Raw genomic sequence first — 20,540 nt, 5'->3', positions numbered from 1 at the left:
TCAGGAGTGACCGAGAGACTGGATGCCCAACGCCCCGACGCCCCGACCCTTGCCGGCCAGTACCTGCCGGGCGAGGTGGAGCAGCGACGGTACGAGCAGTGGGTAGCCGGCGGACACTTCCGCGCGTCGGCGGAGAGCGACAAGCCCCCGTACACCATCGTCATCCCGCCGCCGAACGTCACCGGCTCGCTGCACATGGGGCACGCGCTGGACCACACGATGCAGGACGCTCTGGTCCGGCGCAAGCGGATGCAGGGCTACGAGGCGCTGTGGGTGCCCGGAATGGATCACGCCGGCATCGCCACCCAGAACGTTGTGGAGCGGCAGCTGGGCGAGCAGGGTCTGTCCCGGCATGACCTCGGCCGGGAGGCGTTCGTTGAACGGGTCTGGGAGTGGAAGGCCGAGTCCGGTGGCGCGATTCTTGGGCAGATGCGCCGGCTCGGCGACTCTGTCGACTGGGAGCGGGAACGCTTCACCATGGACGCGGGCCTGTCGCGGGCCGTCCAGACCATGTTCAAGGCGCTGTACGACGACGGGTTGATCTACCGGGCCGAGCGGATCATCAACTGGTGCCCGCGCTGCCTGACCGCGCTGTCGGACATCGAGGTGGAGCACACGGACGACGACGGTGAGTTGGTGTCGATCCGCTACAGCGACGAGGTCGTGGTGGCGACCACCCGGGCGGAGACGATGCTCGGTGATACCGCCGTCGCGGTGCATCCCGAGGACGAGCGGTATCAGCATCTGATCGGCACCGAGGTCGAGCTGCCGCTGACCGGCCGGTGCATTCCGATTGTCGGTGACGAGCACGTTGACCCGACCTTCGGCACCGGCATGGTGAAGGTGACGCCGGCGCACGACCCGAACGACTTCGAGATCGGCCAGCGGCACGACCTGCCGTCCCTCACGATCATGGACGAACGGGGGGTCATCACCGCGCACGGGCCGTTCGCGGGCCTGGATCGGTACGAGGCGCGTCCCGCCATCGTCGCCGCCCTGCGTGAGCAGGGCCGGATCGTGGCCGAGAAGCGCCCGTACACGCATGCGGTCGGTCACTGCTCGCGCTGCCGCACGTCGGTGGAGCCCCGGCTGTCGTTGCAGTGGTTCATCAACACCTCGCCGTTGGCGAAGGCGGCTGGTGACGCGGTGCGGGACGGACGGGTGAGGATTGAGCCGGCGGAGCTGGCCAAGCGGTACTTCGCCTGGGTCGACAACATGCACGACTGGTGCATCTCCCGCCAGCTGTGGTGGGGGCACCGCATCCCGGTCTGGTACGGCCCGGCCGGTGAGGTCGTCTGCGTCGGCCCGGACGAGACGCCGCCGGCCGGTGCCGGTTGGCGCCAGGACGAGGATGTCCTGGACACCTGGTTCTCCAGCGGCCTGTGGCCGTTCTCCACTCTCGGCTGGCCGGAGCAGACCCCGGAGTTGGCCAAGTTCTACCCGACGAGCGTCCTGGTCACCGGCTACGACATCCTCTTCTTCTGGGTCGCCCGGATGATGATGTTCGGCCTGTACGCGATGGACGGCCGGCAGCCCTTCGACGTGGTCGCGCTGCACGGCATGGTCCGTGACGAGCACGGCAAGAAGATGTCGAAGTCGTTCGGCAACGTGATTGACCCGCTGAACTGGATTGATCGGTTCGGCGCCGATGCCACCCGCTTCACCCTGACCCGTGGCGCGAACCCCGGCGGGGACGTCGCCGTCAGTGAGGAGTGGTGCCAGGGCTCCCGGAACTTCTGCAACAAGCTCTGGAACGCGACTCGGTTCGCGTTGTTGAACGGTGCACACACCCAGGGGGCGCTCCCGTCGGCGACGGAACTGGCACCAGTCGACCGGTGGGTCCTGTCCCGGCTCGCGCGCGTCACCGCGGAGGCGGAGGAGCAGTTCGAGGCGTACGAGTTCGCGAAGGCGTGTGACCTGCTGTACCACTTCGCGTGGGATGAGGTCTGCGACTGGTACGTGGAGTTGACCAAGCCGCTACTGGCCGCCGGCGGTCCGGCTGCGGACACCACCCGGCGGGTCCTCGGGCATGTGCTGGACCAGCTGCTGCGGCTGCTGCACCCGGTGATCCCATTCGTCACCGACGAGTTGTGGATCGCACTGACCGGCGGTCAGACGATCATGACGGCGGCGTGGCCGGCCGCTGACCGGGCGTTGGTCGACGCCGCCGCGGAGACGGAGATCTCCACGCTCCAGCGGGTGGTCACCGAGATCCGGCGGTTCCGCTCTGACCAGGGGCTGCGCCCGACTCAGCGGGTCGTCGCCCGGCTCGACGGGCTGGCCGGTGCCGGTATCGCCGGGCACGAACCGCTGGTCCGTTCGCTGGTGCGCCTTGATGCGGCGGGCGCCGACTTCCAGGCCAGCGCCACCCTTACCCTGCCCGGTGAGGTGTGTGTCGCGCTGGACACCCGCGGTTCGATCGACGTGGCGGCCGAGCGGGCACGGTTGACCAAGGACCGTGCCGCGGCGGCGAAGGAGGCCGGACAGGCCCGGACGAAGCTCGACAACCCGGCGTTCGTGGGGAAGGCACCCGAGCCGGTGGTGCAGAAGATCCGCGACCGGCTCACCGCCGCCGAGGCCGACCTGGTGCGCATCGACGCCGCTCTGGAGGCATTGTCCTCGTGACCGACCAGACTGATTTCGCTGCCGTTGAGGCGGAGCTCGCCACTCGCGGGTTCACTCGGATGGTCTTCGAGCTGGACCGGATCGGGATGCTGCTGGACCTGCTCGGGAGCCCGCAGCGGGCGTACCCGTCGATTCACCTCACCGGTACCAACGGAAAGACCTCGACAGCCCGCATGATCGACTCGCTGTTGCGGGCGTTCGGGCTGCGTACCGGGCGGTACACCAGCCCACATCTGGAGACCGTCCGTGAGCGGATCAGCCTGGACGGCGAGCCGGTTGACGAACAGCGGTTCGTCGCGGCCTACCGCGAGGTCGCGCCGCTGGCCCGACTGGTTGACGAGCGGTCCGCGGAGCCCCTGACCTACTTCGACCTGACCACGGCGCTGGCGTTCGCCACCTTCGCCGACGCCCCGGTGGATGTCGCCGTCGTCGAGGTGGGTCTCGGCGGCGCGGAGGACTCGACCAACGTGCTTCAGGCCGGTGTCACGGTGTTGACCCCGATCGGGCTCGACCACACCGAGTGGCTTGGCGACACGATCGCCGACATCGCGCTCCACAAGGCGGGCATCATCCACAAGGGCGCGACGGTGATCTCGGCTGGACAGGAGGAGGAGGCGGCGCGTCCGGTTCTCGAGCGTTGCGCCGAGGTCGGCGCGACGATCGCCCGGGAAGGCGCCGAGTTCGGGGTGCTGCGCCGGGCGGTCGCGGTCGGTGGGCAGGTGCTGACCCTGCAGGGGCTCGGCGGGCAGTACGAGGAGCTCTTTGTTCCGTTGCACGGTGCCCACCAGGCGCAGAACGCCGCGGTGGCGCTCGCGGCCGTGGAGGCGTTCCTCGGCGCGGGTGAGCGCCGCCAGCTGGACGTCGAGACGGTCCGGGAGGGGTTCGCCGCGGTGAGCTCGCCGGGGCGGTTGGAGCGGGTCCGTACCGCGCCGACCGTGCTGCTCGACGGTGCGCACAACCCGCAGGGCATGGCGGCCACGGTCACCGCGCTGCAGGAGGAGTTCGCCTTCAGCAAACTGGTTGCCGTACTCGGTGTCCTCGCTGACAAGGACGCGTTCAGCCTGCTCGAACTGCTGGAGCCGGTCGTCGACCAGCTGGTGGTTACCCGCAACAGCTCGCCACGGGCGATGCCCACGCAGGAACTGGCGACGCTCGCCGCCGAGGTCCTCGGTCCGGACCGGGTGGTGGTGGCGGAGCAGATGCCGGACGCTATCGAGGCGGCGGTGGCGCTGGCTGAGCAGGATGTCCCCGGTGAGCTGGCGGGGATCGGCGTACTCGTCACCGGTTCGGTGGTGACCGTGGCCGATGCCCGCCGGCTGCTGAAGCGATGACCGCCGCGGGGCGTCCCTCCGGGCCGGGACCGGCGGGCGAACTGCCGAAGGGCCCGACGTCGCCGCCGCGCCGCTCCGGGTTGCGTAACCCGCAGCGGGCGGTGGCCGGCCTCGGTGCCGGGCTCCTAAGCCTTGAGGCCCTGGTCCTGGTGCTGGCCATCCAGCCGATACGGGTGGTTGGCGGCGGGCTGAGTGCTGCCGCGATCGCCGCGGTGGTGGCGCTGGCGGTGGTGGCGGTATTGCTGGCTGGACTGATCCGTCGTGCCTGGGCCTGGCCGGCGGGGATCATTCTGCAGGGCGCGTTGCTGCTGGCCGGCGTGCTGCACTGGTCGCTGCTGGTGCTCGGGGTCATCTTCGCGTTGGTGTGGGCGTACGCCCTGCACGTGCGGCGGGTGATCCTCGGTTGACCGGACCCACTCAGGCCTCGGCGCGTTCCCGCCACTGGGTGAGGGCGATGCCGTGCCCGTCCGGGTCGCGGAAGGCAGCCGCCCACACCTCCAGCCGCGATCCGCGGTTGACGACCCGCGGCGGATAGGTGAAGCGGACGCCGGATTCGCGCAGCCGTGCGTACGCGTCCTCGATGTCGTCAACCTCCAGGTTGACATGCACGAGCCGACGGCTGATGGGGACGGCCTCGGTGGCCTCCCGGAGCACCAGGCGGGTCGCCCCGGAGGCGAGCACCGCGTTCCCGGAGCCCTGGTCAACTTCGGTGAAGCCGAGGTCCCGGTAGAAGGCGAGCGACCGGGCCAGGTCGGTGACGAGCAAGGTGAACCCCACCCCGGCGATCGGCGGGTCACCGGCAGGCTCCCCGAAGATCGCCTCGTCCAGGTCCGGGATCACCGGTTCCTCGGCGTACGGCGGCATCGGGTCGTCGAGGGGCAGGTCGACCGGGTCCGCCGGGGCGGGTACCCGGAACCCCTCGGCGGGCGGCCCGGGCTCCTCGGCGGGCGGTCGGGCTGGTGTGGAGGCGGACGCCGCCTCGAATGCTGCTGCCTCGGCCGACACGTCGAATCGTTGTTCGGCGGGGGTTCGGGGGTTCGGCGCGGCGCGGCGCGGTAGGTCGCCGGAGGCGGGTGGGTTGACCAGTTCCCCGTCGAGGACCGTCGGGCCGCCGGGGACGTGGTGGACGACGACGGCGCTGGGCTCGGTCGGCGGCGGGACAGGGTCGCCGTACGGGTCCCGAAGCTCGTCGTCGGCCGCCCGGCCGGCCCACGGCGGTGCTTCCTGCTGGATCAGGAGCTCCTCCACCGGGAGGTCCGAGTCGGGTTGGTGCAGGGGCAGGTCCCCCGCGCCGACCCTCGCGGATTCGGCGTGCGTCAGCACTTCGTCCCAGAGGACGCGGACGTGCCGCTGGTCGTCGAGCGCCACCCGGATCGGTAGGGCCTGGCCCGGCGCCGGCCACTTGGCGACCGGTACCCGCGGTTCGATGATCTTCTTGGATCGTGGTGGTAGCCCGGGCGCGTCGATGAAGAGCTGGAGCTCGCAGCGGCCGAATGCGTACTGGGTTGGTGGCTCGGAGACGGTGTGCACCGTCCCCTCACCGATGACCCAGGTGCGCCCACCGGCCCGAACCGTGGCGAGCGCGACCGCCAGCACCAGGATCGCGCCGCCGAGCGCCACGATCGACCAACTCGGCATGCCCAGGCCGAACAGGATCACGAACGTCGCCACGGTGCCCAGTGCCGCGCCGACCAGCCTGCGGACCGGCGCGATCGGGCGGCTACCGCCATTCGCCACTGTGGACCTCCTAGGGGGTGGGGGTCAGGCTAGGCCGGCTTGACCGTCGGGGGAAGGAACCGACCGCCGAGCCGGCGCCGAGACCGGGCCGTTACGCTGACCGTACCCAGCCCGGCCGCCTTCGGCGTACAGGAGGAACAGCGTGTCCAGCAGCAGCCCGGACGAGCGTACGCTCGTATTGATCAAGCCCGATGCGGTCCGCCGCGGGCTGGTCGGCGAGATTATCTCCCGATTCGAGCGTAAGGGCCTGCAGGTCGACGCGATGGTGCAGCGGACGCTGAACGAGGACTTCGCCGATCAGCACTACGCCGAGCACGTCGACAAGCCCTTCTACCCGCCGCTGAAGACCTTCATGACCAGCGGTCCACTGGTCGCGCTCGTGCTCTCGGGAGACCAGGTCATCGAGGTCGTACGCGGCATGATCGGCGTCACCGACGGCCGGCGGGCCGCGGCCGGCACCATCCGGGGCGACCTGTCGTTGTCGAACCGGGAGAACCTCGTGCACGCCTCCGATTCCGTCGACAGCGCGAAGCGCGAGATTGGGCTCTGGTTCCCGGAGCTGGTCTGAGGACGGCGGCCGCGGCGTGCCGTGCGTGGTGCGGGGCGTCGCCGCGCGGAACGACCGATCATTCCGCGTTCCCGTGTTGGCCATCTGGGCCGTGGGGGAAGGTCATGTCGGCTCGGTAGAACGGCGGGGTCAGTCCCCAATCCGGGAGGAACCATGACCGAGTTCGATCGACGTACGCTACTGCGGGCCAGCCTTGCCGCGGGTGCGGGAGCCGCTGGCGGAGTGCTCCTGGGCGGTGCCAGCGGCACCGCCGGGCCCGCCACCGCGGGTTGGCGCCCGGCCGGTCGTCCCGTTCTCACGCACGGGGTGCAGAGCGGCGGCGTCTCCGCCCAGTCGGCGGTGGTGTGGACCCGGGCTGACCGGCCCGGCCGGATGCTGGTGGAGGTGGGTCGCCGGCCGGACCTGCGAGACGCCCGGCGGCTGCGGGGGCCGGTCCTGGACCCGACTGGGGACTTCACCGGCAAGGTGCGACTGCGCGGGTTGCCGGCTGGTGAGCGTTGGTACTACCGGGTCCGGGCGGAGAGCCTGGACCGGCCAGGGTTGTGCAGCGAGCCGCTAACCGGGTCCCTGCGGACGGCCCCCGGTCCACGTCGTAGGCGGCGCGACATCCGGTTTGTCTGGACCGGAGATATCGCTGGGCAGGGCTGGGGCATCGCCCCCGACTTCGGTGGCATGTCCATCTTCGCCGCCATGCGCGCCACCGAACCCGACTTCTTCCTCTGTAGCGGTGACACGGTGTATGCCGACAACCCGCTGACCGAGACGGTGCCGCTGCCCGACGGGCGGATCTGGCGGAACCTCGTCACCCCGGAGAAGAGCAAGGTCGCCGAGACCCTGGCGGAGTTCCGGGGGCAGTACGCGTACAACCTGCTCGACGAGCACCTGCGGGAGTTTGTCGCCGAGGTGCCACAGGTCAACCAGTGGGACGACCATGAGGTGACGAACAACTGGTACCCGGGCGAGGTGCTGGTCGATGATCGGTACACGGAGAAGCGGGTTGACGTGCTCGCCGCCCGCGCCCGGCAGGCGTTCGACGAGTGGTTGCCCACCCCGGTCCGTGGACCCCGCTACCGGCGGCTGCCGTACGGGCCGTTGTTGGACGTCTTCGTGCTTGACATGCGTACCTGGAAGGACCCGAACGACGGGAACACCTACCCGGACCCGGACCGGGGACTGCTCGGCCGGGAGCAGCGGGAGTGGCTGATCCGCGAGCTGACCCGCTCTCGGGCGACGTGGAAGGTGATCGCCGCCGACCTGCCGCTCGGTCTGGTGGTGCCGGACGGTTCGGCCCAGGAGGGCGTGGCGCAGGGCGACCCGGGGGCGCCCGCGGGCCGGGAGTTGGAGTTCGCCGAGGTGCTTCGGGCGGCCCACCGCGCCGGGGTGACCGGTATTTTCTTCCTCACCGCCGATGTCCACTACACCGCCGCCCACCACTACGACCCTGCCCGGGCGGCGATCGCCGACTTCACCCCGTTCTGGGAGTTCGTCTCCGGCCCGGCGCACGCCGGCGCCTTCGGCCCCAACAAGCTGGATGGCACGTTCGGTCCCCAGGCGGTCTTCGTCAACGCGCCGCCCAGCGCGAACACCAGCCCCGCGGGGGGTTTCCAGCACTTCGGCGAGGTGCGTATCGATGCTGACAGCGGCGCCTGCACGGTTCATCTGCGGGACCGCACCGGCAACTCTCTCTGGAGCACCACCCTCCCCGCTCCGCGATGACCATGCCGGCCGATCATGGAGCTGGTCGGAGCTTCATGATCGGCTGGTCCGGCGGTGGGAAAGTGCGCGGCGATCCCTACCCGGGGTCGGGTAGGGTTGGCGACCACACGGCGACGACCCGGATATCACCGGTGAGCCTCCGGAAGAAAGGGCGTCCGCGCCCGAGTAGAACCGGACGGGTTCGGCCCGTCACAGCCGGCCAACGAGCGGGCGGTCGATCCTGGCCGCCAAGCGGGGTGGTACCGCGGGCCCTGCCCCGGCACGCCGACGGCGTCCGGAGCGGGTTCGTCCTCGCAGACCCACGAAGAGTGAGCTGCGAAGGAGCGCGACCCCCCGATGGCCTATCCGTTGCATGACCCGACCGCGACCGGAGTCCCTGCGAGCCCGGACCTGCCCGCGATCGAGCGCCGGGTCCTGGAGCACTGGACGGCCGACAAGACCTTCGAGGCCTCCATCGAGGCCCGACCGGCCTCCCGACGATCGGCGGACGGCGTCGTCGCCGACGGCGCCCCCGCCGACAACGAGTACGTCTTCTACGACGGTCCGCCGTTCGCCAACGGCCTGCCGCACTATGGCCACCTCTTCACCGGCTACGTCAAGGACGTGGTGCCGCGCTACCAGACCATGCGTGGGCAGCGGGTGGAGCGTCGGTTCGGTTGGGACTGCCACGGCCTGCCCGCCGAGGTGGTCGCCGAGAAGCAGCTCGGCATCACCAGCAAGGCGGAGATCCTCGATCTGGGGGTGGACCGGTTCAACGCGGCCTGCCGGAGCTCGGTGCTGGAGTTCACCCACGACTGGGAGCGCTACGTCACCCGTCAGGCCCGTTGGGTCGACTTCTCCAGTGCCTACAAGACGCTGAACCTGGACTACATGGAGAGCGTCCTGTGGGCCTTCAAGAGCCTGCACGACAAGGGCCTGGTCTATGAGGGCTTCCGGGTGCTCGCGTACTGCTGGCGGTGCGAGACGCCGTTGTCGAACACCGAGACCCGGATGGACGACGTCTACCGGGACCGGCACGACCCGACGCTCAGCGTGTGGTTGACGCTCACACCCGACGAGAGCGCACCGGAGCTGCTGCGCGGCACCGTCGCGCTGGGGGTCTGGACCACCACGCCGTGGACGCTGCCGTCCAACCTGGCGCTCGCCGTTGGCCCGGACATCGAGTACGCGGTGTTGGAGCGGGACGGGCAGCGCTACGTGCTGGGCGCCGCCCGGGTCGCCGCGTACGCCAAGGAGCTGGAGGGGTACCAGCAGGTCGGCACCGTGTACGGCCGGGACCTGGTCGGGCGCCGATACACCCCGCTGTACGACTTCCTGGTCGAGCCGGCGGGTGAGCACGCGTACCAGGTGCTCGGCGCGGACTTCGTGACCACCGAGGACGGCACCGGGATCGTGCACCTGGCGCCGGCGTTCGGCGAGGACGACCAGAACACCTGTAACGCCGCCGGCATACCGACTGTCGTCACCGTGGACGAACGTACCCGGTTCACCGCGCTGGTCCCGCCGTACCAGGGTGAGCAGGTCTTCGACGTCAACAAGCCGGTGATCCGGGAGCTGAAGGAGCGTGGCGTGGTGCTCCGGCAGGACACCTACACCCACGCGTACCCACATTGTTGGCGCTGCGACACCCCGCTGGTCTACAAGGCGGTGTCGTCCTGGTTCGTCGCGGTGACCCGGTTCAAGGATCGGATGGTCGAGCTCAACCAGCAGATCAACTGGACTCCGGGGCACATCAAGGACGGCTCGTTCGGCAAGTGGCTGGCCAACGCCCGGGACTGGTCGATCAGCCGGAACCGGTTCTGGGGCTCGCCGATCCCGGTGTGGAGGTCCGACAACCCGGCCTATCCGCGGGTGGACGTCTACGGCTCCCTCGCCGAACTGGAGCGGGACTTCGGCGTACGCCTGACCGACCTGCACCGGCCGGCGGTGGACGAGCTGGTCCGTCCCAACCCGGACGACCCGACCGGGAAGTCCATGATGCGCCGGGTCCCGGAGGTGCTGGACTGCTGGTTCGAGTCCGGTGCGATGCCGTTCGCCCAGGTGCACTATCCGTTCGAGAACGCCGACTGGTTTGAGTCCCACTACCCCGGTGACTTCATCGTCGAGTACATCGGGCAGACCCGCGGCTGGTTCTACACCATGCACGTGCTCGCCACGGCGCTGTTCGACCGACCCGCCTTCCGTAACTGCCTGAGCCACGGCATCCTGCTCGGGTCGGATGGGCGCAAGATGTCCAAGAGCCTGCGCAACTACCCGGACGTGTATCACATCTTCGACACGTACGGCTCGGACGCGATGCGCTGGATGCTGATGTCCTCCCCGGTGCTGCGCGGTGGTGACATGGCGGTGAACGAGGCCGGCATCCGGGACGCGGTCCGGCAGGTGCTGCTGCCGCTCTGGAACGTCTGGTACTTCTTCTCGCTCTACGCCAACGCCGACGGGCGTCAGGCGCGGCGGAGCACCACCTCGGCGCACCTGCTCGATCGGTATGTGCTGGCGAAGACGAACGAGCTGGTGTCGACGGTGCAGGCGCAGCTGGACGGGTACGACATCTCCGGTGCCTGCGTCACCGTGCGGTCCTACCTGGATGCCTTGACCAACTGGTACGTACGCCGCTCGCGGGACCGGTTCTGGTCGGGCGACGAGGACGCCTTCTGCACCCTGTGGACGGTACTGGAGACACTCTGCCGCGTGGTGGCGCCGCTGGCGCCGCTGACGGCCGAGGAGATCTGGCGGGGCCTGACCGGTGAGCGTTCGGTGCACCTGACCGACTGGCCGGCGGCGGAGGAGTTCCCCGCTGACCATGATCTGGTCGCCGCGATGGACGCGGTGCGGGCGGTCGCCTCGGCGGCGTTGTCACTGCGCAAGTCGCGCGGTCTGCGGGTACGGCTGCCCCTGTCGGTGTTGACCGTCGCCACGCCGGCCGCCGCCGCGCTGCGGCCCTTCGCCGACCTGGTCGCCGACGAGGTCAACGTGAAGCGGGTCGAGTTCACCGACGAGGTGGGCAGCTACTGCGAGCAGGTGTTGACGGTGGTGCCGCGGGCCCTTGGCCCGCGGGTCGGCAGGGCGGTCCAGCAGGTGATCAGGGCGGTCAAGGCCGGGGAGTGGGAGCTGGTTGACGGCGCTCCGGTCGCCGCCGGGGTCACCCTCGCCGAGGGCGAGTACGAGCTGCGGTTGGTCGCCGCCGACGCGGAGCAGTCGGCGCCGCTGCCCGGCGGTGAGGGCGTGGTCGTCCTGGACACCGAGGTCACCCCGGAGTTGGCCGCCGAGGGGTTGGCCCGGGATGTGATCCGGGTGGTGCAGCAGGCCCGCCGGGACGCCGACCTGGATGTCTCGGACCGGATCGTGGTCGCGCTCGCCGCATCCGAGCAGGTGTGGGCGGCGGTCTCCGCGTACCGCGAGGTGGTGGCCCGGGAGGTGCTGGCCGATGCGGTGGAGCTCACCCCGGGGCTGGTCGGGTTCACCGGTGAGGTGGGCGACGGTGAGCAGGTTGTGGTGACTGTCCGTCGGGTTTAGAAAGAGGTGAGGAAGGGCCCGGGCCGTCGCCGGCGGCGACGGTGCGAGCGGGCCCTTCCTCACCGGTCCACTGAGTTGACCTTGAAACTGGTCACCCGGTCAGCGGATCCGCTGCACCTCGCGCGGGGTGTCTCGTGGGGGTCCGCTACCGTGACACCGCCCCTGTACCCGCACTCGAACTGCCGGAGGACCAGTGCCGCTGCTCTACACCATCGGCAAGCTCACCCTGGCGCCCGCGCTTCGGTTGGGCTTCCGTCCGACCGTGGAAGGGCTGGAGTACGTGCCGGAGACCGGCGGCGCGATTTTCGCGGGCAATCACCTCTCGGTCGCCGACGAGCTCTTCCTCGGCACGACCGTCCCCCGGCATCTGGCCTTCTGGGCCAAGTCCGAGTACTTCAAGGGCGCCGGGCTGAAAGGGCGATTCTCCAAGTTTGTGCTCACCGGTCTGGGCGCCATCCCGGTCGAGCGGGGCGGCGGGCGCGCGGCGCTGTCGGCTTTCGACGCGGCTATCCCCGCGCTCCGCGCCGGTGATCTCGTCGTCGTCTACCCGGAGGGGACCCGCTCCCCGGACGGGCGGCTCTACCGTGGACGCACCGGCGCGGTCCGGCTCGCGGTGACCGCGGGTGTGCCGATCATCCCGGTCGGCATGATCGGCACCGAGAAGGTGCAGCCGATCGGTGCCCGGGTGCCTCGCCCCTTCACCGGGCGGATCACCGTGCGGTTCGGCAAGCCGCTGGACTTCACCGGGCAGCCGGACGACCGCACCTCGCTGCGGGTCATGACCGATGAGGTGATGGGCGAGATCCAGAAGCTCACCGGGCAGGAGTACGTCCCACGCTATGCACCGGCACGTGGGCGTCCGCCGGCCGATGGGGAACCGGGCGCGGTCTGAACCGACGTTCGGTAGCGGACGCCCCGGCGGGTTGGCGCAGCCGGGCAGCGGGTCGCGGGAACGGGCGCCGGATCGGGTCAGTCCGGCTGGGTGACGATCTGCTTTCGTAGGGCGCCGAGCAGGGCGGCGCTGTCTGCCACCGAGAGCCGGGTGAAGACAGCGGTGGTGATGCTGCTGTGGTCGACGGAGGTGCAGACCACCACGTCCGTGCCGCCGTCGTGACCAATGGCACATCGCCCGTGCCGGGCGCGGACTCCGGTCCCGACGGCCTGCGACGCGCCGAGCGCGTACCGGCCGGTGAGCCGCTCCATCTCGGCTTCTGCCGCCGATTTCGGCGTGAGCCAGACTCCGGTGCCACCGAAGACCGTCACCTGCTTGCCGGCATGGGTGCTGTAAATGCCGGCGAAGGTGTCGCGGGACGTCCCGTGCGCCTCGTCTACCCCCCGCGCCAGCTCCGCCGCGGTCTGCCCGCTGTTGTGGTCCTCGCGTAGTCGCAGGTCCCGGAATTCGGTCGGGAGGGCGGCGCTCGCCGGAAACTGGTTGATCACGGGTGCCGCCCAGTAGGCCGGGCCGCCGCAGCAGCACGCGATGGCGAACAGCAGTACCCAGGGCCACTTCCGGCGGTTGCGGATCGGTGCCGCGCTGTCTGTCGTCGACGCGGACCGACCGGGTCCCGGTGGGCTGGTGGAGTCGGCGGGCGGCGGGACTGCTGGGGCCGGATAGCTGTTGGGGGGTGGGGCGGGGGAGTCGGTAGGAGCCGGCGCCGCCGAGGGGACGGCCGCGTATCCGGTCGGCGGCAACGCTGGATCCGCCGGGCCGGAGTAGGGCTGTGGCCGGGCCGACGGGGCGGGCGGGGTCGGTGGCAATGGCGGCAGCTCGGTGGAGAACAGGTCCCATCCGGTGGTGTCGGTGCCGGCCCACGGGTCGACCGGGGTCCGGTCCTCCGGTGCTTCCGGAGGCCCTTCTGCCGTAGCCGGCTCGACCGACTCGTCCCAGGGCGGCCGGCGCGGGAGTGGCACGGCAGCGGAACCGCTCCCGGCCACAGCCGGTGGTGGAGTGGTCTCGTCTGCCCGGAACTTCTGGGTGCCGGTTGGCCCGCCCGGTTCGCCGTTGCGCGGCTCCGGCATCGTGTCAATCTCCTCTCGCCGACCCGAGGCTAGTACCGACCTACCCGCCTCCGTGAGCCGCCGCCGTTCGGCTCATTGTCGGGCGCGTACCCTTGAGCATCATGAGTGCCCCGTCCACCACACCGCGCAGCGCCGTGGCCAATTCCGTGTGGCCCCGGCTGGAGCCGTTGCTGCCTCAGGTCGCCAAGCCCATCCAGTACGTCGGTGGTGAGTTGGGGGCGGTGGTCAAGGACTGGGACACGGCGGCCGTGCGCTGGGCCCTGATGTATCCCGACGCGTACGAGGTCGGCCTTCCCAACCAGGGCGTGCAGATCCTATACGAGGTGCTCAACGAGCTGCCCGACGTGCTCGCCGAGCGGACGTACGCAGTCTGGCCGGACCTGGAGCGGCTGATGCGCGCCCACCAGGTGCCGCAGTTCACCATTGATGCGCACCGTCCGGTGCGGGACTTCGATGTCTTCGGCGTCTCCTTCGCCACCGAGCTGGGCTACACGAATCTGCTCACCGCGATCGACCTGGCGGGAATTCCACTGCTGGCCGCCGACCGCAGCGACGCCGACCCGGTGGTCGTCGCCGGTGGGCACGCAGCGTTCAACCCGGAGCCGATCGCCGCCTTCGTCGACGCCGCCGTGCTCGGTGACGGCGAGGAGGCCGTCCTGGAGATCACCACGATCGTTCGGGAGTGGAAGGCCGAGGGCTCCCCCGGTGGCAGGGACGAGCTGCTGCTGCGGCTGGCCCGTACCGAGAGCGTCTACGTGCCGCGCTTCTACGACGTGGACTACCTGCCCGACGGCCGAATTCAGCGGGTTGTGCCGAACCGGCCGGACGTGCCGTTTCGGGTGCACAAGCGCACGACGATGGACCTGGACGCGTGGCCGTACCCGAAGAAGCCGCTCGTGCCTCTGGCGGAGACGGTCCACGAGCGGTACGCGGTGGAGATCTTCCGGGGCTGCACCCGGGGCTGCCGGTTCTGCCAGGCCGGCATGATCACCCGTCCGGTGCGGGAGCGCTCGATCACCACGGTGGGGCAGATGGTGCGGGAGGGGCTGGAGTTCTCCGGCTTCCACGAGGTGGGCCTGCTCTCGCTCTCCTCGGCCGACCACTCGGAGATCGGCGACATGTGCTCGGGCCTGGCCCAGCAGTACGAGGGCACCAACGTGTCGCTCTCGCTGCCGTCCACCCGGGTGGACGCGTTCAACATCGACCTGGCGCAGGAGCTGGCCCGCAACGGCCGGCGGACCGGTCTGACCTTCGCCCCGGAGGGCGGGTCGGAGCGGATCCGCAAGGTGATCAACAAGATGGTGTCGAAGGACGACCTCATCCGGACCGTGGTAACCGCCTACACCAACGGCTGGCGGCAGGTGAAGCTCTACTTCATGTGCGGCCTGCCGACCGAGACCGACGAGGACGTCCTCGAGATCGCGGAGATGGCGCACGAGGTGATCCGAGCTGGCCGTGCGGCGACCGGTAGTAGGGACATTCGCTGCACGGTCTCCATCGGCGGGTTCGTGCCGAAGCCACACACCCCGTTCCAGTGGGCGGCGATGGCGCGTCCGGAGGTCATCGACAACCGACTGCGGCTGCTCAAGCAGGCCGTCAACGCGGATCGTTCGCTGGGTCGGGCGATCGGCTTCCGCTACCACGACGGCGAGCCGTCGCTGATCGAGGGCCTGCTCTCCCGCGGTGACCGCCGGGTCAGCACGGTGATCCAGCGGGTCTGGGAGAACGGCGGCCGGTTCGACGGCTGGAGCGAGCACTTCTCGTACCAGCGTTGGGTGGACGCCGCCGCGGAGGTGCTGCCCGACTGTGGCATCGACCTTGACTGGTACACCACCCGGGAGCGTGACGAGCTGGAGGTCCTACCCTGGGACCACCTGGACTCGGGCTTGGACAAGGACTGGCTCTGGCAGGACTGGCAGGACGCCCTGGGCGAGTACGAGCAGGACGACTGCCGGTGGACGCCGTGCTTCGACTGCGGCGTCTGTCCGTCCATGGACACCGAGATCCAGATCGGCCCGACGGGTAGGAAACTGCTCCCGCTCACCCCGGTCAACGGACTGCGGGTCCCAGCGACACCCAGCAGTAGCAGGTAGGTCCGGGGGACCGGCGACCGTCGCCGGCCTGACATCCGAGGAGCACAACGATCAGTAGGAAACGACAGCCGGAGGGCGGGCAGGCGCCGGTCGTCCAGCGGATCCGCCTCCGCTACGCCAAACGGGGGCCACTGCGGTTCACCTCGCACCGGGACTTCGCGCGCGCCTTCGAACGGGCACTGCGCCGGGCGGGTGTGCCGATGGCGTACTCCCAGGGTTTCACCCCGCACCCGAAGATCTCCTATGCCAGCGCCGCGCCTACCGGTGTGGCGAGCGAGGCCGAGTACCTGGAGATTGGGTTGCGGGAGACCGTCGACCCGGGGGCGTTGCGCGCCGCGCTGGACGCCGCCCTCTCGCCCGGACTCGACGTGCTGCACGCGGTGGCGGCGACCGGCGGCAGCCTCGTCGACCGGATCGAGGCGGCACACTGGCGGATCGAGTTGCCGGGGGTGGACCCGCACGTGCTGGGCGCGGCGGTGACCGCCTTCACCGCTGCGGACGAGATCCTCGTCGAGCGGATGACCAAGCAGGGCCGGCGGACCTTCGACGCTCGGGCGGCGGTTATCAGTATCAATGTGATCATGTCGGATGAGACGCCTTCCGAGGCGGTGGCAGTACCGTGTGCGATACTCGAGCTGGTCGTGCGGCAGGTCACTCCCGCTGTTCGACCCGATGACGTCCTTTCCGGCCTCCGCGTGGTGGCCGACCTGGAGCCGCCGGTGTCGCCGCGGGTGACCCGCCTGGCTCAGGGCACGCTGACCGCGCAGGGTGCGATCGCGGACCCGTTGGACGCGGGCCGCGACGGGGCAGTCATTGGTGGGTGCTGACCGACGGTCGGTACCTGGCTAGGCAGACTTCGCTGGTCGCGCCGATCGCGACTGGCGGAAACACCTTTTGCGGCGACCCTGCGTGGCAGCGCTCACCCGCGCCCGGGGTAGCCAGAACTGGAGAACGTCCATGCTCGAGAACGAGCCCGAGGGCGGCGAACGCACCGGCCTCCACCCGGATGGCGAGACCGCCGAACACCGTGTTGGCGACAGCGCTGCCTCCGCGAACACCACGTCGGAGGGGAGCGACCCGGCTGCCCGGGAACCCACCGGGGGCACCTCCGAGTCGGCCGGTCCAGCGCCGAGTGAGGCGGTGGTCACCGGCGCGACCGAGTTGGGCGAGCCGGTTGCCCGGGTCCGCAAGCGGGCCAGCCGGAAGCGGGTGACCCCGGTCAACCGGCCGGAGCAGACCGAGGCGCCGATCGAGGCGGGTAGCGCCGCCGTGCCGGGGGCGGGCGAGGCGCCCCAGGCCGAGGTGCTTGCCCCGGTCGCGGGCGACGGTGAGCCGCCGACGAAGGCGACGCGTCGTCGCCGGAAGGCCACGACGGCCAAGGCACCGGCGGAGCCGGTGACGGCCGCCGGTGGGCAGGAGGCGGCGGCGGACATCGCGCCGCCGGCGAAGGCGACACGGACCCGCCGTAAGAAGACCGCTCCTGCGCCGGTCGAGTCCACCTCCACGCCGGTCGAGTCCACCTCCACGCCGGTCGAGTCGACTGCCGCTCCGGTTGACCCGATTGCTCCGGTGGAGCCGGCTGAGACCGCACCGGTTGCCGCGGCTGAGGAGGAGCAGAACGAGTCGACTCCGCCCGCCGGGGCCGCGGTGGGGGAGGTACCGCCCGGGGTGGCGGTGGCCGAGCCGGTTGAGCCGGAGCGCCCGGCCCGTGGCCGGCGCGCGCGGCTCTCCGCCCCAACAGTGCTGTTCATGGCTCCACTGCCCGAGGAGTCGGCGCCGGCGAGGCCCGCCGAGGAACGGCCCTCAGCCGAGCCGGCCGCTGAGGAACTGGTCGAGACGGCGCGTCGCCGCCGGCGGGGCCGCCGCAACGGCGAGTCGACCGCGGAGGTCGAGACCGGGGAGACCGAGGAGATCGAGGAGGCCGAGGAGGGCTCCGAGGGCGAGGACGAGGACGACGCCACCGGTGGCCGGCGCCGTCGACGCCGGGGTCGTCGCGGTCGTGGCCGGGGCAAGGGGGGCACCGACGAGGTCGAGGAGCAGGAGGCCGAGGAGGCCGAGGAGGCCGCTGTCCAGGCCGAGGCGGCGGAGCCGGTGGCCGAGGAGGACGATGAGGCCGAGGCCGAGGCCGGAGGAGGCGACGGGCTGACCCGCCGCCGTCGACGTCGGCGGCGGCGTGGTGCCGGAGACGTGGAGGTCGCCGCCGAGGACGGGGTGCCCACGGTCGTCAAGATTCGGGAGCCACGTCGCACCGTCGACGAGGTGCAGGGCGTCTCCGGCTCGACCCGGCTGGAGGCCAAGCGCCAGCGTCGCCGGGACGGCCGCGAGCAGCGCCGTACCCGGCCGCCGATCCTCAGCGAGGCGGAGTTCCTGGCCCGCCGGGAAGCGGTGGATCGGGTGATGGCGGTTCGGCAGCGGGGCGACCGGACACAGATCGCCGTGCTGGAGGACGGCGTGCTGGTCGAGCACTACGTCACCCGTAACTCGGCTGTCACCATGGCTGGCAACGTCTATCTGGGCAAGGTGCAGAACGTTCTGCCCAGCATGGAGGCGGCGTTCGTCGACATCGGGCGTGGCCGCAACGCCGTGCTCTACGCGGGTGAGGTCAACTGGGACGCCACCGGGCTGGAAGGGCGGGCCCGCTCGATCGAGCAGGCCCTCAAGTCCGGTGACTCGGTCCTGGTGCAGGTCACCAAGGATCCGATCGGACACAAGGGTGCACGGCTGACCAGCCATGTGGCGCTCTCCGGCCGACACCTCGTCTACGTGCCGGGCGGCAACGCCTCCGGGATCAGCCGCAAGCTGCCGGACAACGAGCGCAAGCGCCTGCGGGACGCGCTGAAGAAGCTGGTTCCGGAGGGAGCGGGCGTGATCGTCCGCACCGCCGCCGAGGGCGCCACCGAGGACGAGCTGGCGCGGGACGTCAAGCGGTTGCAGGCGCAGTGGGAGGACATCCAGGCGAAGGCGGGCCGGGGCGGTGCGCCGGTGTTGCTCTACGAGGAGCCAGACCTGGTCATCCGGGTTGTCCGGGACCTCTTCAACGAGGACTTCCGGGAGCTGATGATCGAGGGTGAGGGCGCGTACGACCTGGTCGAGTCGTACTTGTCGCACGTCTCGCCGGACCTGGTCGCCCGGCTGCGGCGACACGTGGGCACCGTGGACGTCTTCACTGAGTACCGGATCGACGAGCAGATCCTGAAGGGCCTGGACCGCAAGGTCTTCCTCCCCTCCGGGGGGCACCTGGTGATCGACCGTACTGAGGCGATGACCGTGGTTGACGTGAACACCGGCAAGTACACCGGTGCCGGCGGGAACCTGGAGGAGACGGTTACCCGGAACAACCTGGAAGCCGCCGAGGAGATCGTCCGTCAGCTGCGGCTGCGCGACATCGGTGGCATCGTGGTCATCGACTTCATTGACATGGTCCTGGAGTCGAACCGGGAGTTGGTGCTGCGGCGGCTGACCGAGTGCCTTGGGCGGGACCGCACCAAGCATCAGGTGACGGAGATCACCTCACTCGGTCTGGTGCAGATGACCCGCAAACGGATCGGTGCCGGCCTGCTGGAGGCGTTCAGTGAGACCTGTGAGTGCTGCAAGGGCCGTGGGTTGATCCTGCACACCGAGCCGGTGCCGGAGAAGCCACGTGCCGGTGGCACCGGGGAGAAGGTCAAGGCGGTGGCGTCGGCCGAGGCGGGCGGGTCGTCCCGCCGGCGGGCGCGGAAGGGGGCTGTCGCCGCCGAGCGGACCGTGGTCGAGAGTGAGGAGGCCCAGGACGCCGGTACCACCGACACCCCGGAGGTCACGGCCACCACACCCGGTGCTGACTATTACGACACGATGGGCTATGACCTGTCCCGGTATGAGGTGGAAACACCGGCCCCGAGCGTGGTGGCGAGCCAGAGCGGCGACACGGCGCGGCTCGCGGCGCCCGACGACCCGGACGCGGTGGGCGGCGACGACGGCGAGGAGTCCGAGACCGCCTCGGGCCGGCGGCGCTCCCGCCGGGGCGGTGCGCGGCGCCGTACCCGCCCCTGACGGCTGTGCTGCGCCGACCGGATCCCGCCCCGCGGGTCCGGTCGGCGAGCCCTCACGGAGGGTAGGGTTGGGTGTTGTGGCCGGCCGGTTTGGGGGAGCTCCCGACCATGGCGTACGCTGGCCGGCGGCGCACTTTGGTGTGCCGACCTCCCGCGTGCCCGTGCCGCCGTGCCTGTGTTATCCGGCGAGCCGCCGTGGGAACGACCGTCAGCAGCCTCAACGACAGGGAGTCCGCCTCCGATGTACGCGATCGTCAAGACCGGCGGCAAGCAGTACAAGGTCGCCGAGGGCGACGTGATCGAGGTCGAGAAGCTCGCCGGTACCCCCGGTGACGCGGTGCAGCTCGCCGCGGTGCTCCTCGTCGACGGTGACGACCTGGTGACCGACGCGGCGAAGCTTGCCAAGGTCGAGGTGTCCGGTGAGATCGCCGCGCACACCAAGGGCCCGAAGATCCGGATCCACAAGTTCAAGAACAAGACCGGCTACCACAAGCGCCAGGGTCACCGTCAGCCGTTGACCCAGGTGAAGGTGACCGGCATCTCCAGCGGGAAGTAGGTCGTCCTCCAATGGCTCACAAAAAGGGTGCGTCCAGCTCGCGTAACGGTCGTGACTCTGCGGCCCAGCGGCTCGGCGTGAAGCGCTTCGGTGGTCAGCTCGTTAGCGCGGGCGAGATCATCATCCGCCAGCGTGGCACGAAGTTCCACCCGGGTGACCTGGTCGGCCGGGGCGGGGACGACACGCTCTTCGCGTTGGCCGCCGGTTCGGTCCAGTTCGGTACCAAGCGCGGTCGCAAGACCGTCAGCATCGTTCCGCAGCAGTAGGCTCTCCGGCGAAGCGGGCCGCGGACCTGGTGTCCCGGCCCGCTTCGGCTTTCGTGTGTTCAGTACAACCCCCCGCTGGAAG

At 70.4% G+C, this 20,540-nt stretch carries 14 protein-coding genes; 12 read left to right on the top strand and 2 right to left on the bottom strand.

The window, feature by feature from the left end; translation table 11 throughout:
• The first annotated feature begins 6 nt into the window (after nucleotides 1-6).
• Genes STROP_RS17535 through STROP_RS17525 form a run of 3 tightly spaced genes read left to right on the top strand, consistent with a single transcriptional unit; the run spans nucleotide 7 to nucleotide 4,363 of the window.
• Nucleotides 7-2,625, top strand: a complete 2,619-nt coding sequence (locus tag STROP_RS17535) for a valine--tRNA ligase (RefSeq protein ID WP_012014699.1) — start codon at nucleotides 7-9, stop codon at nucleotides 2,623-2,625.
• Nucleotides 2,622-3,956: a bifunctional folylpolyglutamate synthase/dihydrofolate synthase gene (locus STROP_RS17530; protein ID WP_012014698.1), complete on the top strand. Its 1,335-nt coding sequence runs from the start codon at nucleotides 2,622-2,624 to the stop codon at nucleotides 3,954-3,956. Before STROP_RS17535 ends, STROP_RS17530 begins: the two co-directional genes overlap by 4 nt.
• Entirely contained in the window at nucleotides 3,953-4,363 is a 411-nt protein-coding gene (locus STROP_RS17525; protein WP_012014697.1) for a DUF4233 domain-containing protein, read from the top strand. Before STROP_RS17530 ends, STROP_RS17525 begins: the two co-directional genes overlap by 4 nt.
• Before the next feature lie 10 nt (nucleotides 4,364-4,373).
• Here the strand turns inward: STROP_RS17525 and STROP_RS17520 are convergent, their stop codons facing one another.
• A complete protein-coding gene (locus STROP_RS17520; RefSeq protein WP_012014696.1) occupies nucleotides 4,374-5,693 on the bottom strand; it encodes a VOC family protein in 1,320 nt (439 codons plus the stop codon).
• Nucleotides 5,694-5,835: 142 nt separating this feature from the next.
• Between STROP_RS17520 and ndk the strand changes: the two genes are divergently transcribed.
• The 4 genes from ndk to STROP_RS17500 all read left to right on the top strand — a co-directional run bounded on the left by ndk (nucleotide 5,836) and on the right by STROP_RS17500 (nucleotide 12,385).
• Complete coding sequence (gene ndk / locus STROP_RS17515; protein ID WP_012014695.1) at nucleotides 5,836-6,261, top strand: nucleoside-diphosphate kinase; 426 nt, start codon at nucleotides 5,836-5,838, stop codon at nucleotides 6,259-6,261.
• Nucleotides 6,262-6,414: 153 nt separating this feature from the next.
• Entirely contained in the window at nucleotides 6,415-7,977 is a 1,563-nt protein-coding gene (locus tag STROP_RS17510; RefSeq protein ID WP_012014694.1) for an alkaline phosphatase D family protein, read from the top strand.
• Nucleotides 7,978-8,313: 336 nt separating this feature from the next.
• Nucleotides 8,314-11,493, top strand: a complete 3,180-nt coding sequence (gene ileS, locus STROP_RS17505) for an isoleucine--tRNA ligase (protein WP_012014693.1) — start codon at nucleotides 8,314-8,316, stop codon at nucleotides 11,491-11,493.
• A 193-nt stretch (nucleotides 11,494-11,686) separates the two neighbouring features.
• On the top strand, nucleotides 11,687-12,385 hold the full coding sequence (locus STROP_RS17500) for a lysophospholipid acyltransferase family protein (RefSeq protein WP_012014692.1): 699 nt from the start codon (nucleotides 11,687-11,689) through the stop codon (nucleotides 12,383-12,385).
• Between the two features lie 77 nt (nucleotides 12,386-12,462).
• On the opposite strand, the gene STROP_RS17495 is transcribed toward STROP_RS17500, so the two are convergent.
• Nucleotides 12,463-13,512, bottom strand: a complete 1,050-nt coding sequence (locus STROP_RS17495) for a hypothetical protein (protein WP_012014691.1) — start codon at nucleotides 13,510-13,512, stop codon at nucleotides 12,463-12,465.
• 101 nt (nucleotides 13,513-13,613) lie between these two features.
• Here STROP_RS17495 and STROP_RS17490 point away from each other — a divergent pair, with 101 nt between their 5' ends.
• The 5 genes from STROP_RS17490 to rpmA all read left to right on the top strand — a co-directional run bounded on the left by STROP_RS17490 (nucleotide 13,614) and on the right by rpmA (nucleotide 20,458).
• Nucleotides 13,614-15,605: a TIGR03960 family B12-binding radical SAM protein gene (locus STROP_RS17490; protein ID WP_012014690.1), complete on the top strand. Its 1,992-nt coding sequence runs from the start codon at nucleotides 13,614-13,616 to the stop codon at nucleotides 15,603-15,605.
• A gap of 101 nt (nucleotides 15,606-15,706) precedes the next feature.
• Nucleotides 15,707-16,432, top strand: coding sequence for a TIGR03936 family radical SAM-associated protein (locus tag STROP_RS17485; protein WP_080516604.1), 726 nt, complete (start codon nucleotides 15,707-15,709; stop codon nucleotides 16,430-16,432).
• Between the two features lie 130 nt (nucleotides 16,433-16,562).
• Nucleotides 16,563-19,637: an Rne/Rng family ribonuclease gene (locus STROP_RS17480; RefSeq protein ID WP_012014688.1), complete on the top strand. Its 3,075-nt coding sequence runs from the start codon at nucleotides 16,563-16,565 to the stop codon at nucleotides 19,635-19,637.
• 240 nt (nucleotides 19,638-19,877) lie between these two features.
• A complete protein-coding gene (rplU, locus tag STROP_RS17475) occupies nucleotides 19,878-20,192 on the top strand; it encodes a 50S ribosomal protein L21 (protein WP_012014687.1) in 315 nt (104 codons plus the stop codon).
• An 11-nt stretch (nucleotides 20,193-20,203) separates the two neighbouring features.
• A complete protein-coding gene (rpmA, locus tag STROP_RS17470; protein WP_012014686.1) occupies nucleotides 20,204-20,458 on the top strand; it encodes a 50S ribosomal protein L27 in 255 nt (84 codons plus the stop codon).
• Nucleotides 20,459-20,540: the final 82 nt, after the last annotated feature.

This window comes from Salinispora tropica CNB-440 (genome assembly GCF_000016425.1).
GTDB classification, from domain to species: Bacteria; Actinomycetota; Actinomycetes; order Mycobacteriales; family Micromonosporaceae; genus Micromonospora; species Micromonospora tropica.
Note: the sequence above shows the minus strand (reverse complement) of the source record. Positions and strands in the feature narration are given on the sequence as shown.